The 14,629-nt window shown below is 38.8% G+C and carries 13 protein-coding genes; 8 read left to right on the forward strand and 5 right to left on the reverse strand.

The features are described from left to right. The first annotated feature begins 9 nt into the window (after nt 1-9). A complete protein-coding gene (locus tag SOP96_RS11930; protein WP_326321165.1) occupies nt 10-1,638 on the forward strand; it encodes an NADP-dependent glyceraldehyde-3-phosphate dehydrogenase in 1,629 nt (542 codons plus the stop codon). A gap of 488 nt (nt 1,639-2,126) precedes the next feature. Here the strand turns inward: SOP96_RS11930 and SOP96_RS11935 are convergent, their stop codons facing one another. Continuing rightward, the gene (locus SOP96_RS11935) at nt 2,127-2,957 is read right to left on the reverse strand and encodes an alpha/beta fold hydrolase (protein ID WP_326321166.1); all 831 of its coding nucleotides are present in this window, start codon (nt 2,955-2,957) and stop codon (nt 2,127-2,129) included. A 170-nt stretch (nt 2,958-3,127) separates the two neighbouring features. Between SOP96_RS11935 and SOP96_RS11940 the strand changes: the two genes are divergently transcribed. Beyond that, the gene (locus SOP96_RS11940) at nt 3,128-3,634 is read left to right on the forward strand and encodes an RNA polymerase sigma factor (RefSeq protein ID WP_326321167.1); all 507 of its coding nucleotides are present in this window, start codon (nt 3,128-3,130) and stop codon (nt 3,632-3,634) included. Between the two features lie 11 nt (nt 3,635-3,645). Continuing rightward, nucleotides 3,646-4,239, forward strand: coding sequence for a hypothetical protein (locus SOP96_RS11945; RefSeq protein WP_326321168.1), 594 nt, complete (start codon nt 3,646-3,648; stop codon nt 4,237-4,239). 32 nt (nt 4,240-4,271) lie between these two features. On the opposite strand, the gene SOP96_RS11950 is transcribed toward SOP96_RS11945, so the two are convergent. Continuing rightward, nucleotides 4,272-4,820: a YdcF family protein gene (locus tag SOP96_RS11950; RefSeq protein WP_326321169.1), complete on the reverse strand. Its 549-nt coding sequence runs from the start codon at nt 4,818-4,820 to the stop codon at nt 4,272-4,274. Between the two features lie 29 nt (nt 4,821-4,849). Next, complete coding sequence (locus SOP96_RS11955; RefSeq protein ID WP_326321170.1) at nt 4,850-6,385, reverse strand: S41 family peptidase; 1,536 nt, start codon at nt 6,383-6,385, stop codon at nt 4,850-4,852. A gap of 132 nt (nt 6,386-6,517) precedes the next feature. On the opposite strand from SOP96_RS11955, the gene SOP96_RS11960 reads away from it, so the two are divergent. Further along, nucleotides 6,518-7,618 (forward strand): MBL fold metallo-hydrolase, encoded by a 1,101-nt coding sequence (locus SOP96_RS11960; RefSeq protein WP_326321171.1) that lies wholly within the window; start codon nt 6,518-6,520, stop codon nt 7,616-7,618. Here SOP96_RS11960 and SOP96_RS11965 read toward each other — a convergent pair whose 3' ends face one another. Then, a complete protein-coding gene (locus SOP96_RS11965) occupies nt 7,619-7,906 on the reverse strand; it encodes a GNAT family N-acetyltransferase (RefSeq protein WP_326321172.1) in 288 nt (95 codons plus the stop codon). A gap of 197 nt (nt 7,907-8,103) precedes the next feature. Here SOP96_RS11965 and SOP96_RS11970 point away from each other — a divergent pair, with 197 nt between their 5' ends. The 3 genes from SOP96_RS11970 (at nt 8,104) to SOP96_RS11980 (ending at nt 11,329) form a co-directional block, all read left to right on the forward strand. Then, a complete protein-coding gene (locus SOP96_RS11970) occupies nt 8,104-8,997 on the forward strand; it encodes a helix-turn-helix domain-containing protein (RefSeq protein WP_326321173.1) in 894 nt (297 codons plus the stop codon). 88 nt (nt 8,998-9,085) lie between these two features. After that, the gene (locus SOP96_RS11975; protein WP_326321174.1) at nt 9,086-10,087 is read left to right on the forward strand and encodes an aldo/keto reductase; all 1,002 of its coding nucleotides are present in this window, start codon (nt 9,086-9,088) and stop codon (nt 10,085-10,087) included. Nucleotides 10,088-10,138: 51 nt separating this feature from the next. Beyond that, nucleotides 10,139-11,329 (forward strand): MFS transporter, encoded by a 1,191-nt coding sequence (locus tag SOP96_RS11980; protein ID WP_326321175.1) that lies wholly within the window; start codon nt 10,139-10,141, stop codon nt 11,327-11,329. 248 nt (nt 11,330-11,577) lie between these two features. Here the strand turns inward: SOP96_RS11980 and SOP96_RS11985 are convergent, their stop codons facing one another. Then, entirely contained in the window at nt 11,578-13,797 is a 2,220-nt protein-coding gene (locus SOP96_RS11985) for an NADP-dependent isocitrate dehydrogenase (RefSeq protein ID WP_326321176.1), read from the reverse strand. Nucleotides 13,798-13,963: 166 nt separating this feature from the next. Between SOP96_RS11985 and tpx the strand changes: the two genes are divergently transcribed. Continuing rightward, nucleotides 13,964-14,464, forward strand: coding sequence for a thiol peroxidase (gene tpx / locus SOP96_RS11990; RefSeq protein WP_326321177.1), 501 nt, complete (start codon nt 13,964-13,966; stop codon nt 14,462-14,464). Nucleotides 14,465-14,629: the final 165 nt, after the last annotated feature.

A 14,629-nucleotide genomic window follows, 5' to 3' on the forward strand; every position in this document is an offset into this window, starting at 1 on the left:
AGAAGATCTATGGAACCATCAAACGCACCTTCATTTCACGAAATATTCAAATCTTACAACGAAATTCCCGAAGAGTATAAAGTTCCCGAAATCCATCAGCGCGAATACCTCCTTAATGGAGAGTTGGTCGTGTGGAGTGGTGACGTTCAGGAAATTTACTCGCCGGTTTGCATTCCTACGGAAAACGGACTGCAGCGCAAACTCTTGGGCAGCGTTCCCAATATCGGCCCGAAAGAAGCAATGGATGTTCTGGAGGCCTGTGTGAAAGCTTATGACAACGGGCTGGGAGAGTGGCCTACGATGTCGGTGGAAGGAAGAATCAAATGCATGCAGAAGTTTGTGTATCTGATGATCAAGGAGCGCGATGTGATCATCAGGCTTCTGATGTGGGAAATCGGAAAAACTTTGGCCGATTCCACAAAAGAGTTTGACAGAACGGTAGATTATATCAACCAGACGATTGATGCGCTGAAGGATCTTGACCGCGAGTCGTCCCGTTTCCAGCAGGCAGAAGGCACAATCGCACAGATCAGAAGAGCTCCTTTGGGAGTGGTTCTGAGCATGGGACCGTTCAATTATCCTTTAAATGAAATATTTACCACGCTTATTCCTGCGCTGATTATGGGAAACACGATTTTGTTTAAACTTCCTAAGCATGGTGTTCTGGCGCATTATCCGCTGTTAAAAGCTTTTAAGGAGGCATTTCCTAAAGGAACGGTCAATACATTGTACGGAAAAGGATCTGAGATCATCACCCCGATTATGGAAAGCGGAAAGGTGAATGTCCTTGCTTTCATCGGTTCGAGTAAAGTGGCGAATGGGTTGAAAAAGCTTCACCCAAAGGTTAATCGTTTACGTGCTATTTTAAGTTTGGATGCCAAAAATGCAGCGATTGTTACCAAAAATGCGAATCTGGATGTTGCAGTCAACGAATGCATCCTGGGATCGCTCTCTTTTAACGGACAGCGTTGTACGGCTTTGAAGCTTATTTTCGTACAGAAAGATGTAGCAGAAGAGTTTACCCAAAAGCTGACGGCTGCTGTTGCTGCTTTAAAACCGGGGCTTCCATGGGAAAAGGATGTTAAGATAACACCGCTTCCGGAGGTAAATAAACCGCCTTATCTGAAGGAATGTATTGAAGATGCAAAGTCAAAAGGCGCGAAAGTTCTTAACGAAAACGGTGGCTTTGGTGAGGAATCATTCTTCTTTCCTGCTGTGGTTTATCCGGTGAACAGCGACATGAAGCTGTATCATGAAGAACAGTTCGGGCCGGTAATCCCGGTGGTTCCTTTTGAGAGTATTGATGAACCGATCGATTATCAGGTGAATGCAGATCACGGAATGCAGGTGAGTATTTTCAGTGAAGATCCATTGGAAGTTTCGAAGTTGATTGACCCTTTCGTGAATTTGGTAAGCCGGGTGAATATCAATTGCCAGGCTCAGCGTGGCCCTGATGTTTTTCCTTTTACGGGAAGAAAAGATAGTGCGGAAGGTACGCTTTCGGTGTTTGATGCGTTGCGTTCATTCTCGATTCGATCGCTGGTAGCGGCGAAAGTTACGGATTCTAATAAGAATCTTTTGAATACGATTGTGAGGGATCATGATTCTAATTTCCTGAGCACGGATTATATTTTTTAGATTGGAAACGAAAGGTGAACTGTTGTCATTTTGAGCGGTGCAGCATGAAGAATCTCTTTAACCGCAGATTTCTCTGATTTACACGGATGATTGTGTTTTATCGTGTTGGGTGAGATTCTTTCTTCGTCAGAATGATAGAGGATTTGTTCATGAGATTAGAAACAGGAAAAATTTGGCAAAACAATAAATGCTTGTTTTGAGTGAATTGTCAATATTGTGATTTTTTTAAACCACCCCGTCGTAAATTCTTTGAATTCCCGCCACCCCTCCGAGGGAGGGGAATTTATTGTGTTGTTGAATGTTTTGATTTTCTGTCATTTTGAACAGAGCGGAGGGGCGTGAAGAATCTCTTTAACCGCAGATTTCTCTGATTTACACGGATGATTGTGCCAAAGACCGTATAATTTACATCATAAAATAAATCCGCAGCACCAAAGGTGCTGCGGATTTTTGATTAATGAAATCAAAACATATATTGAAGAGAATTGTTATTGCGAAGTGAGGAATCTGCTGATAATTGCATTGAGCTCTTCGGCATGGGTAACATTAAGACCATGTGGAGCTCCTTCTATGATCATGAAATCGTTGTTGATAATTCCCTGCGCGGCCTGCTTTCCTGCGGTGTCAATCGGTACGATGTTATCGGAATCTCCGTGTACAATCAGTGTTTTTACCGTTACATTTTTCAATTCGGGGCGGAAATCGGTGTTGGCCCAGCTTTCCGCGCATTTTATTGTTGCAATAGGGTTGGCGAATGAAGCAATCGCCCAATCGTAATCAAGCTGCTTCTGGCTGACTGTTTTTGAAAGCAGTCCGACATTGTAGAAGTCTTTGTGAAATGACTCCAGGAAGGTAATACGGTCTGTTTTCAAAGCATTCATAATTTCATCCAGCTTTTCCTGCGGAACGCCGTCCGGATTGTCGTCTTTTTGCTTGACAATCGGAATGATGGATGAAATTAAAGCTACTTTATCGATGTTTTCGGTTCCGTAATTGGTCATGTAGCGAACGACTTCGCCACCACCCATTGAGAATCCGAAAAGGATTACATTTTTAAGTTCGAGCTGTGTAATGATTTCATGAAGATCTTTTGCTAATCCGTCATAATCGTAACCGTCGAAACTCGGAGATGATTTTCCGAATCCTTTTCTGTCGTAAGCAATAACGCGGTATCCGAGATTGAGGAGAACGGGAATCTGCATTTCCCAGGATTTTCCGCTCAGCGGCCATCCGTGAATTAAAATAATGGGTTGTCCGATTCCTAAGTCTTCATAGTAAAGCTGAACGTTTTGATCGTCCTGTTTTGTAATAAAAGGCATATTTATATTTTTTTGGTGTACCTCAAGAATCACAAATATTAAGCCATTTATTTTGTAATTAGCATTACGTCAGATTCAAATAAAATTACGGGAAGAACATTTATAAAAATTAAACATCTGCTGTAACATTTTTCCAAAGAGATGACTAACTTCCCAGAGAGTACGAAATTATGGCCTCAACAGAACAGGATTTTTTAGATAAAATGGAAAAGCATAAAGGAATCATTTTCAAGATTTCTAAAATGTACATGGACGATAAGGACGACCGTGATGATCTTTTCCAGGAAATTACCTATCAGGTCTGGAAGGCTTATCCCAATTTCAAGGGGCAAAGTGAATTTTCTACCTGGCTGTATCGTATTGCTCTTAACACGGCTATTATTTTTCTTAAGAATGAGAAAAAAAGAAGTTTTATCAGCAGCGGATCTTACACGGAATATAAGATTGCCCATGAAGAATTTAATAATGAAAAAGAAGAAAAACTGAATGCGATGTACAAAGCTATCAACCAGCTGAATCCTATCGACAAAGCCTTTATCTTTTATTATCTTGAAGATTTTTCGGGGAAGGAAATTGCCGAACAGATGGGAATCTCTGAAGGAAATGTGCGGGTAAAGATGAACCGCGCAAAAAATAAGCTTAAAGATATATTAAACTCAAATGAATCAAAATATTAAAATCAATTGTTATGAATATCGATGAATTAAAAAATACATGGAACGAGGATGATTCTTTTGAAGGTACCCCGGAGATCAGCATGGAGCAGAAGGCTAAAATCAATCTTCCGCTGGAGAAAATCCGCAGCAACATGCGCATGGAATTCTGGTCTACGGTAGGGATTTTTATTTTTGCTTTCGGTGTCATCGCATTATCGCCCGGTCCGTTTAAGTTTAAGTTTTATATTACGATTCTTATTGCATCCATGGTTTTTGTGACTTTCTTTTTTTTCAGTAAGTTTTTCAAACTGTACAAGAATATGAGCAGCCCGATGATGAAGACCTACGACAGCCTGAAAGACCTGCTTCATCAGTTCGAGCTCAATAAGCAATATTATTCTTCTTTTTATCTTTCTTTTGTCCCGTTTTTAGTGTGCGAAATTATTATTGTCCTCGAATTTATTCCACGGCCGGTTCCTTTGTCACATCTTACGATTGCAGGAATTCTTATCGGCAGCATCGTGGTTGTAATGCCTCTGCTTTTTGTGATGGGAAATTGGTGGTTCAAAAAGTTTTACGGCAAATTTATCAGGCAGATTGAGGATCTTGTTGATGAGCTTAAATAGTGGTTTCGGCGGCTGAAAGCCGCCGAAACCTTTTACTGGGTATAATAAGCCGGAAATTCTCTCACCACAGCGTAAAGATCTCTCCATTCAAAATAATCCGGACTTGCGCTGCTTACATTTTTAAAGCCTTTCTCACGAAACAATTTTTTTGTTCTGGAAACATGAAAGTATTGTGAAACGACGATAATACTGTTGAAGCGAATCTGTTTTCGTAATGCTAAAGTATTTTCAACAGTAGCTCTGGTATTGTTTCCGAGATTATCAACAATGATCAGGGAATCCGGAACGCCCTGTAGTATAAGAAACTCTTTCATTTTGTCACCTTCATAAAAACCCTCTTTCCCCAGTCCGCCGCTTACTAGAAGACGTTTTACGTGTCTGTTTTTGAATAGTTGTACACCGGTTTTCAGCCGCATTTCGAGCCGTTTGGATAAGGTTCCGTTTTCATTAACCTTATTTCCGAGTATCACGGCAAGATCCGCTTTTTCACCATTGTCAGTATATCCGTCATAAATGATGAATACCGAATGACTGAGAAACCAGATAAGTATTGTAAAAGCAAATATTTTAAGTACTTTCAATATGTTTTTAATCATCAACTTAAACATGATTAATTTGCCGCTTTTTCCTTTTTAATTTCCTTGAGAATCCAATCGAGCTGAGGATCTTTTTTGTTGATGATATCATCCATTGTTTCCTGAACGGGAATATCAGGAACGACGCCTTTTTTGGTATTTGTAGGGGTGATATCCGGCTGTACGAAAACAAGTCCGATGGGCAGATCTATTTTTGAATTGGGCAGGGTTTGGTAGGAATAAAATCCGGCTACCGTTCCGTCATTGGCGCCCCCGGTTTCCTCACCCACAAGAACAGCACGCTTATCATTTTTAAGCTTTGAAGTAAGGATAGATGATGCTGAAAAGCTGGCCCCGTTGATTAGCACGAAGATTTTTCCGGTGAACGCATTTTTATCTGGTTTTGAGAGTTTGTCGGCTTTTATCTTATAATAGAACTTTCCGTCTTTTTTGTAGGTGCTGAAGGTCTGCGCAAAGAAGAAAGCAGGATATGCAAGAGTTTTGAAGGTATACTGCAATGCATTTCCCTTCCGGAAATAGTTGGTCTTTAATGGCGTTGTTGCAGAGTTCACCTGGGAAGGTTTAATCAAAATATACGGTTCGGGAGAAAGATAGGAATACAGCTTATGAATCTCTTCCAGAGAGCCGCCATAATTATTTCTTATGTCAATAATGAGATATTTTGACCGGGCATTTTTTATTTTTTCAAAAGCATTTTTATAAAACTTTCCGGAATATACTCCGGAAAAACTCCTTACCTGAATATAAGCGGTGCTGCTGTCTTTATCCAGAAACCTGAAATTTCTGTTGTAAGAATCACTTAAAGCAACATAATCATTGATTTTTTTCTCATCCGTTCTTTTTTTGTTTTCTTTTTCTTTCTTTAAATCATCCTCAGATTTTGATTCGCGTGTAAGCTGATAGGTTTTTTTCTCACCATTATAAATGGTTTCAATAATTGCCTTGTTTTGAAAGCCTTTTTCCGCCACATAATAGCTGAAAAACAGATCTTTCAGGAAATAAGGTTTAAAGGTGGTGTTGAATCCGTCGGTACTAATGAGCTTCCTGTATCTTTCAATATAATAAGAAACAGGCGTATGGTCGATGGACAGGATTTCTGTTCCGGGTTTGATATTTTCAATCGAATCTTTATTACGGATGATAAAAAGGCGGTCATCATCAATATAATAATCAAAACGGCTGAACATTCCTTTTTTATTTTCCAGCTCTTTAATTTCTTTTTTGCTGATTCTTTTGGAAGGGATTCTCAGGGAAAGATGACCTTCACGGATATCTGAAATTACCGGCTGCAGCTTAAAATAAAACTGGAGCGGTGTAAGGGGTGAATTGATGGTTTTTTTGATGCTGTCGAATTTATAATCAAGTTGCTGTTGTGATATATACCAGAAAAGCTGTGGATGCATTTCTTTAATTTTAGAATATGCAAAATCTACATCCTGCTTCAATTTTTCAGGTGGAATAGATATTTTCTGCAGTTCGTTGTGTTTCCGGACAGAACCGCAGGCTGTCATTAAAAGAAGAAATAACAGGAAGAAATAATTTTTCTGCACTTTTTTATTTCAAAATTAAAATTTTAGTTATTATGTTTAAAAAAAAGGTGTACTTTTTTCATATAAATTAAAGGTTTTATTTTCATGAACCGTCTTATTCAATAATATCATCCATTAACATTAATCTAAAAAATGATTTACATACTTATCGGTCTGGTTCTTTTACTTGTTTTATTGTATTTTATCGTAACCGGGCAGGAAGTCTTTGGTGCCGAAGCAAAAGGAGAAAGGCTGCTCAGAATACAGCAATCCCGTTATTATAAGGATAAACAGTTTCATAATATTTCCCATACTCCGGCATTGGCAGAAGGATATTCGATGCCAAAAGTGATGTTTGATTTTCTGTTTAATAAAAAAAATCCTCATGTAAAACCTTCATCAGAAATTCCGTCGATTCATACCAATCTGAAAAGTTTTTCTAAAGATCAGGATGTTTTTGTGTGGCTTGGGCATTCATCTTATTATATGCAGACCGACGGCGTTTCTTTCCTGATTGATCCTGTGCTGAGTTCTTACGGTTCGCCTTTTAAGTTTTTTAATAAAGCATTTCCCGGAGCAGATATTTTTAAGCCTGAAGATATTCCTGTAATTGATTATCTTGTTATCACCCACGATCATTACGATCACCTGGATTATCCGACCGTAAAAGCAATCAAAAACAGAGTTGGAAAAGTAGTTCTTCCTTTGGGAGTAGGTGCACATTTTGAACGGTGGGGCTATAAACCGGAGCAGCTGATCGAGGAAGAATGGGGCGCTGAAGTTGAGCTGAAGAATACAATTAGTATCATATTTACTCCGGCAAGGCATTTTTCAGGCCGCAAGATGAGAAGAAATACTACCTTGTGGACTTCCTATGTTCTCAATACACCCACCAAAAGGTTATTTCTTGGTGGCGACAGCGGCTATGATACTCATTTTAAAGAAATCGGAGAGACTTACGGGCCGTTTGATTATGCGATTATCGAAAACGGACAGTACAATGAAGCCTGGAAATACATTCATGCACTGCCGGAAGATGTAATTCAGGCAAGTATTGATGTGAAAGCCAAAAATATTATTCCGGTACATTCCTCCAAGTTTGCTCTTGCTCTGCATGCCTGGAATGAACCTTTAAAAAAAGTGACAAGCCTCGCCGAAAGTAAGAATCTGTCTCTTGTAATTCCCATGATCGGCCAGCCTGTAGATCTTAATTCAGCAAAGCATTATTTTGAAAAATGGTGGGAATTTGAATAATTAAGCATGCCAGATATTTTTGTAGCGTGCAGGATGGTTTTCAAATTGCCGGCGTACAAAATCGCACTCTGGGTCTATTAGTAGGTCTTTTTCTTCCGCATAGCGCACAAGTTCATCCAGCAGCATCTTAGCATAGCCTTTGCCTTCAAGATCTTCGTCAAGTTTGGTGTAATAAACAATCAGCAGTCTGCCATCAACCTCGATAGACATATAGCCGGATTTTTTACCGTCAATCAGCATCTGCAGCTCATCCTCATAGGGAGATATGTGAAATTTTATATTTTCCATGATATTGAGATTTTCGGTGTTAATGAATGATTTGAGAATTTCTCCTTTTAAAATTACAAATTAAAATTGATATATAAACTGTAGTAATTTATTCAGCATTCAACTTTAAATGACTCTTCACAAGATCGGTTGTTTTTATTTTATCTATTGTTGTTATTTTTATGTTAAATTTTGTTTGAATTTTATAATTTTGATGAATGGAATTTAATGAAACAATAAAAGGTTTTTATAAGCGTGTCGGGCTGGAATGCACTAAAACCCCGGGAATAGGCCATTTTAATGTATTTACACGAGAAAATTGCTCTTTAATAACTCCTTACAGCAGAAGGGATTATTATAAAATTTCACTCATTATAGGAAAGGGTAAATTGCATTATGCCGATAAATGGATTTACGTAGACCGTCCCGCAATATTGTTTTCAAACCCATTAATTCCCTATTCATGGGAAGCGGAAAATAATGATCAGAAAGGTTTTTTTTGTCTTTTTACCGATCAGTTTGTTCATGACGGAAACCGTTTGGGGAATCTCCATGATTCTCAGCTTTTTAGAATCGGGGGAACCCCGGTTTTCTTTATCAATGAAGAACAGCAGAAAACAGTTACTGATATATTTATGAAAATGATGATTGAAATTCAGTCGGATTATCTGCACAAATATGATATGCTCCGGGCATATCTGCATCTTCTGATTCATGAAACCATGAAAATACATCCCGCAGAAAATTTTGAATTTTATCAGAATGCCTCTCAGAGAGTAACTTCTTTATTCATGGAGTTGCTGGAAAGACAGTTTCCGATCGACAGCCCGCAAAGATTTTTAAAATTAAAAAGCCCGGTCGATTACGCAGAAAGCTTATCCGTTCATGTTAATTCATTAAACCGTTCGGTGAAAGAGATTACCGGAAAAACCACCAGCCAGCAGATTGCAGCCAGGATCATCCAGGAAGCCAATGCATTATTAAAACATACAGACTGGAATATTTCCGAAATTGCTTACGGTTTAGGCTTTGAAGAACCTGCCTATTTCACAAACTATTTTAAAAAACAGACCGGAATCTCACCCAATGCTATAAGAAATGTTGTTGTTTGATTTTTATAATTCTTTGTTTGAATTCTATATTGAATGCAAACCACTGCTGTTATAATTTTGTATTACAAATTTTAAATCACAAGCTATCATGAAATTTAGAACATTAGGAAACACAGGAAAAAAACTTTCTGCCATTGGTTTAGGGTGTATGGGAATGAGTACAGCCTACGGGCCAACCGACGAGCAGCAGAGCATCAGCACGCTGCACAAAGCATTGGATTCGGGGGTCAACTTTTGGGATACAGCCGATGTATATGCCAACGGCGAAAATGAAAAATTAATTTCAAAAGTGTTGGTTCCGAACCGGGATAAAATTTTTATTGCCACAAAATTCGGGTTTCGTTTTAAAGATGGAACAGCCGGTCACAGCGGGCTTCCCGGAACGTATTTTGACGGTTCCCCTGAATGGATTAAAAAAGCGGTAGATCTTAGCCTTCAGCGTCTGAAAATTGACGAAATCGATCTGTATTATGCGCACAGAATAGATCCGAATATTCCCGTTGAAGAAACCGTTGGTGCAATGGCTGATTTGGTTAAAGCAGGGAAAGTTCGCTATTTAGGATTGTCGGAAGCTTCTGCGGAATCCATTAAAAAAGCACATAAAATTCACCCGATTACTGCATTACAGTCAGAATATTCTTTACTGACAAGAGATGTTGAAAAAGAAATTCTTCCAACGATCAGGGAGCTTGGAATTACCTTAGTACCGTATTCACCATTGGCGAGAGGGCTTTTTTCTAATATTAATGAGACTGCAAATTTCAGAGATGATGATTTCAGAAAATCACTGCCCCGCTATCAGGAAGAATATCTGGAAAATAACAGAAATCTTGCAAGAGAAATCAATGAATTTGCTCAATCTAAAGGGATCAAAGGAACGCAGCTGGCTTTAGCATGGGTGCTGAACCAAGGTGAAGATATTATTCCGATTCCGGGAACGAAACGTATTCAATATTTGGAAGAAAACATTGAAGCAGCGAATATTGAGCTTTCTCAGGCTGATCTTGAAACACTTGATTCGATTTTAATAAAATATCCAAACATTGGCCCACGATACAGCGAAGGCGCAATGAAATTGGTCAATAACTAAATATTACTTTTAGGTTTTTCATCAGGAAACCTGAATTTTACGAGTTTAAAAATGGTTACACTAAAAGAAAAAAATAAGTTTATTGCGACGATTCTGGCATTCGCCGTAATTCCGATGTCGGGTTTGGCAACAGACATTTATCTGCCGTCTATGCCAAGTATGGCGACAGAGCTTCACCAACCGGAAAGTAATATTCAACTGACGCTTTCCATATTTTTAATCAGTTATGGATTGACGCAGTTTTTTGCAGGAAGTATTGTAGATTCATTCGGGAGATACAGGATTTCCATGCTGTCGCTTGGTTTGTTTGTCGCCTCCTTTTTAATTACGGCAACTACCCAAAATATTTTTGTGATTTATGCCATGCGTATTCTGCAGGGAATTTTGTCGGGATTTGCGGTTGTGGCAAAGAGGGCTTTTTTTGTCGATGTCTACGAAGGAGAGGAGCGGAAACATTATCTCAGCATCATGACGATTGTGTGGTCTGTTGGTCCTATCATTGCACCCTTTATCGGCGGTTATTTACAAAAAAGCTTCGGATGGCAGTCCAACTTTTACGTACTGGCGGGCTACAGCTTACTTCTTTTAATTCTGGAATTCATTTTTTCAGGTGAAACCCTCAAGAAAAGAAATCCTTTTCATCTTGAATTTCTTATTAAAGAATACAACACGATGTTCAAAGCCAAAGATTTTTTTTACGGAATGATTATGTGCGGACTGAGCTATTCAATGATTATGTTTTTCAATCTCTGCGGATCATTCATTATCGAGCATAAAATGGGTTATTCTGAAGTAGTTGCAGGTTATGTCTCACTGATTTTGGGATTTGCATGGATGACGGGAGGATTCTTAGGAAAAGCATTGATTAATAAAGCATTTCTGCCGAAAATACGGAATGCGAATTTCATTCAGCTGCTGTTGATTGTCCTTATGTTTTTTGCTTCCTTTTTTTCCAATAATATCTACAGCCTGGTTGCCTTTGCATTTCTGATTCACGTTACGGCCGGATTTATCTTTAACAATTATTTCTCCTACTGTATCGGAAGATTTCCTAATTCCGCAGGAATAGCAGGCGGACTTACCGGCGGTGTTGCTTTTATCATCACTTCAGCCATCAGCTACGGAATTGTTGCGGTTATAAGACCTCAGGTTCAGCTGGAAGTTGCAGAAGGGTATTTCGTGCTGGGAATTTTAGGGCTGTTTATTTTAAGCCTGATTAAATTAAGAAAGGCGCATACTTAATAAGATTTTTTTTCATCAATAGGAACGGGCTTTAGCCCGTTTTTACGTTAAATTACAATCAAAATGGCTTTAGCCAAAACTTAATATTTGGGTGATTCAGTTTCTTCGTTTGCCAAAATCAAAAGTAGGCATAGTTAATGACAATCGGATGGAACCTTTTTTGTGTACGATAAGATATTTAAGTTATGTTCAAGTAAACAAAAAAGCTCCCTTTTTAAGGGAGCTTCATTTATATCAAAACTTGGAAATTAAATTCCGTCGATGATTTCATTTAAAACCGTGCTTGGCCTCATCGAAGCATACGTTTTGTATGCATCTGTTTTGTAATATCCTCCGATATCCTGAGGTTTACCCTGAGCGCCAATCAATTCAGCATTGATTACTTCTTCGTTCTCTTTCATTGCCTCGGCAACCGGAGCAAATTGTGCCGCCAGTTCTGCATCAGCAGTCTGGTTCGCCAATGCTTCAGCCCAATACATTGCTAAATAGAAATGAGAACCTCTGTTGTCGATTTGTCCTACTTTTCTGGCAGGAGATTTATCAGTTGCTAAGAATTTAGCGTTGGCTTCATCCAATGCATCTGCCAACACCTGAGATTTTATATTTCCCTGAGTTTGTGCCAAATGCTCCAGAGAAGCCTGTAAAGCTAAGAACTCACCCAAAGAATCCCATCGTAAATAACCTTCTTCCACAAACTGCTCAACGTGTTTTGGTGCAGAACCTCCGGCTCCCGTTTCAAAAAGGCCACCACCGTTCATCAATGGAACGATAGAAAGCATTTTTGCAGAAGTACCGAGCTCAAGGATAGGGAAGAGGTCAGTAAGATAATCTCTTAATACGTTTCCGGAAACAGAAATAGTATCTTTTCCTTCTCTTGCTCTCTTTAAAGTTTCAGTCATCGCATCTTTAACATCCATAATTCTGATGTCAAGACCGTTGGTATCATGATCTGCTAAGTATTTTTCAACTTTTTTGATGATTTCTCTGTCGTGCGCTCTTCCTTTATCTAACCAGAAAATAGCAGGTGTATCAGATAATCTTGATCTGTTTACGGCTAATTTTACCCAATCCTGGATAGGCGCATCTTTCGTCTGGCACATTCTGAAAATATCTCCTTTTTCAACCTTCTGGGAAAGAAGAATATTTCCGTTTTCGTCCTGAACTTCAATGGTTCCTTCAGCAGAAGCCTGGAATGTTTTATCGTGAGAGCCGTATTCTTCAGCTTTCTGTGCCATCAAACCGACATTCGGAACAGAGCCCATTGTGGTAGGATCCAATTTTCCATGTGCTTTCATATCGTCGATTACAGACTGGTAGAATCCAGCATACGAACGATCCGGAATGATACAAACCGTATCTTCTTCTTTTCCGTCTTTGTTCCACATCTTTCCTCCGCCTCTTACCAAAGCAGCCATAGAAGCATCAACGATGATATCAGAAGGAACGTGGAAATTGGTAATTCCTTTATCTGAATTTACCATCGCTACTCTCGGTCCGTTTACCAAAGCAGCTTCAATATCTCCTTTAATATTGGCTTCCTGCTCGTTTCCTTTGATTTTATCAAAAAGATCGGCAAGACCGTTGTTCGGATTAATATCTAAAGATTTGAACGTTTCAGCATATTTAGTGAAAACTTCTTTAAAGAAAGTTTCTACGATTGCTCCGAAAATGATTGGATCAGAAATTTTCATCATCGTTGCTTTCAAATGTGCCGATAACAATACATTTCTGTCTTTAGCTTCCTGAATTGCTTTTTCTACAAAAGCTTTCAAAGCATTTAAATTCATTACGGATGAATCGATTACTTCTCCTGCCTGAAGATTGGCAAAATCTTTTAGCTGAGTTTCAGAACCGTCATTTCCTTTAAATACAATTCTGAATTTGGTAGCATTTTCTACAGTGGTTGAAGTTTCCGTTCCGTAGAAGTCCCCGCTTTCCATGTGCGCAACATCTGTTTTGCTGTCAGAAGCCCAGTCGCCCATTCTGTGAGGATTTGCCTTGGCGTAGTTTTTAACAGCTTTAGGAGCACGTCTGTCAGAATTTCCTTCCCTTAATACAGGATTTACAGCACTTCCGAGCACTTTTGCATATTTAGCTTTGATTGCTTTTTCTTCATCATTTTTAGGCTCAGCAGGATAATCAGGAACTGCAAAACCTTTAGCCTGCAGTTCTGCGATTGCCGCATCAAGCTGAGGCGCCGAAGCAGATATATTAGGTAATTTGATAATATTAGCGTCAGGTTGTGTAGCCAATTGACCCAATTCAGCCAAAGCATCACCGATTTTCTGATCATCTTTCAGAAATTCCGGGAAGTTGGCTAAAATTCTTCCTGCCAAAGAAATATCCGGTACTGCAATCTCAATGTTTGCTGATTTTGTGAAAGCTTTTACAATCGGTAAAAACGAGTGTGTAGCCAACATCGGAGCCTCATCTGTAAGGGTGTAATAGATTTTTGATTTGTCTGACATTATACTGTTATTTATTATTTGATTTTTTAAGACTCACAAATTTAGGTAAAAATTAATTTTTTAGATGATTATAAGCCAATATTTTCCACTTTAAGATTAATTTAACCTCAAACCGGATAAAAAGCATTGTTTTTTAATTAAATTTGAAGAACTTAAAACAAGAATTATGTCAACAACAATTACTTTAAAAGGAAATGAAGTGCATACAATAGGGCAGTTGCCATCAGTAGGAACAACGATCAGGGATTTTGCACTGGTAGATTCAGGGTTACAGGTGAAAACGCTTGAAAACTTCAAGGGAAAGAAAAAAGTATTCAATATCTTCCCGAGCATTGATACGCCTACATGTGCATCATCTGCAAGAAAATTCAACGAAGAAGCTTCTGCAATGCAAGATACGGTTGTTATTAATGTTTCTAAAGATTTACCTTTTGCTTTAGGAAGATTCTGTGCTGCGGAAGGCCTGAATAATGTTGAAACCCTTTCAGACTTCAGAAGCAGCTTCGGGGATGATTATGAAGTAACGATCACGGATTCTCCCATGAAAGGGCTTTTGAGCCGTGCCGTAATCGTTACTGATGCCGACAATAAAGTAGTGTATACAGAACAGGTTCCGGAAATTGGCAACGAACCGAATTATGAAGCCGCTTTAGCTGCATTGAAATAATTTAAGATTATATTTTAATAATTGCCTTGTGGGATTTCCGCAGGGCTTTTTTAATTAAACACGAATGTCACGAATATTTTCACGGGTAACACAACCTCTATCAATAGGAACGGGCTTTAGCCCATTTAATCAAATAGCAATTCAATTGGCTTTATCCAAACTTTA

The organism is Chryseobacterium salviniae, from assembly GCF_035819015.1.
Lineage (GTDB): Bacteria > Bacteroidota > Bacteroidia > Flavobacteriales > Weeksellaceae > Chryseobacterium > Chryseobacterium salviniae.

What these genes read in the sequence shown, in the direction of transcription:
- SOP96_RS11930 (WP_326321165.1), top strand. Translation starts at nt 10, where the DNA reads ATGGAACCATCAAACGCACCTTCATTTCACGAAATATTCAAATCTTAC.
- SOP96_RS11935 (WP_326321166.1), bottom strand. Translation starts at nt 2,957, where the DNA reads ATGCCTTTTATTACAAAACAGGACGATCAAAACGTTCAGCTTTACTAT.
- SOP96_RS11940 (WP_326321167.1), top strand. Translation starts at nt 3,128, where the DNA reads ATGGCCTCAACAGAACAGGATTTTTTAGATAAAATGGAAAAGCATAAA.
- SOP96_RS11945 (WP_326321168.1), top strand. Translation starts at nt 3,646, where the DNA reads ATGAATATCGATGAATTAAAAAATACATGGAACGAGGATGATTCTTTT.
- SOP96_RS11960 (WP_326321171.1), top strand. Translation starts at nt 6,518, where the DNA reads ATGATTTACATACTTATCGGTCTGGTTCTTTTACTTGTTTTATTGTAT.
- SOP96_RS11965 (WP_326321172.1), bottom strand. Translation starts at nt 7,906, where the DNA reads ATGGAAAATATAAAATTTCACATATCTCCCTATGAGGATGAGCTGCAG.
- SOP96_RS11970 (WP_326321173.1), top strand. Translation starts at nt 8,104, where the DNA reads ATGGAATTTAATGAAACAATAAAAGGTTTTTATAAGCGTGTCGGGCTG.
- SOP96_RS11975 (WP_326321174.1), top strand. Translation starts at nt 9,086, where the DNA reads ATGAAATTTAGAACATTAGGAAACACAGGAAAAAAACTTTCTGCCATT.
- SOP96_RS11980 (WP_326321175.1), top strand. Translation starts at nt 10,139, where the DNA reads ATGGTTACACTAAAAGAAAAAAATAAGTTTATTGCGACGATTCTGGCA.
- SOP96_RS11985 (WP_326321176.1), bottom strand. Translation starts at nt 13,797, where the DNA reads ATGTCAGACAAATCAAAAATCTATTACACCCTTACAGATGAGGCTCCG.
- tpx (WP_326321177.1), top strand. Translation starts at nt 13,964, where the DNA reads ATGTCAACAACAATTACTTTAAAAGGAAATGAAGTGCATACAATAGGG.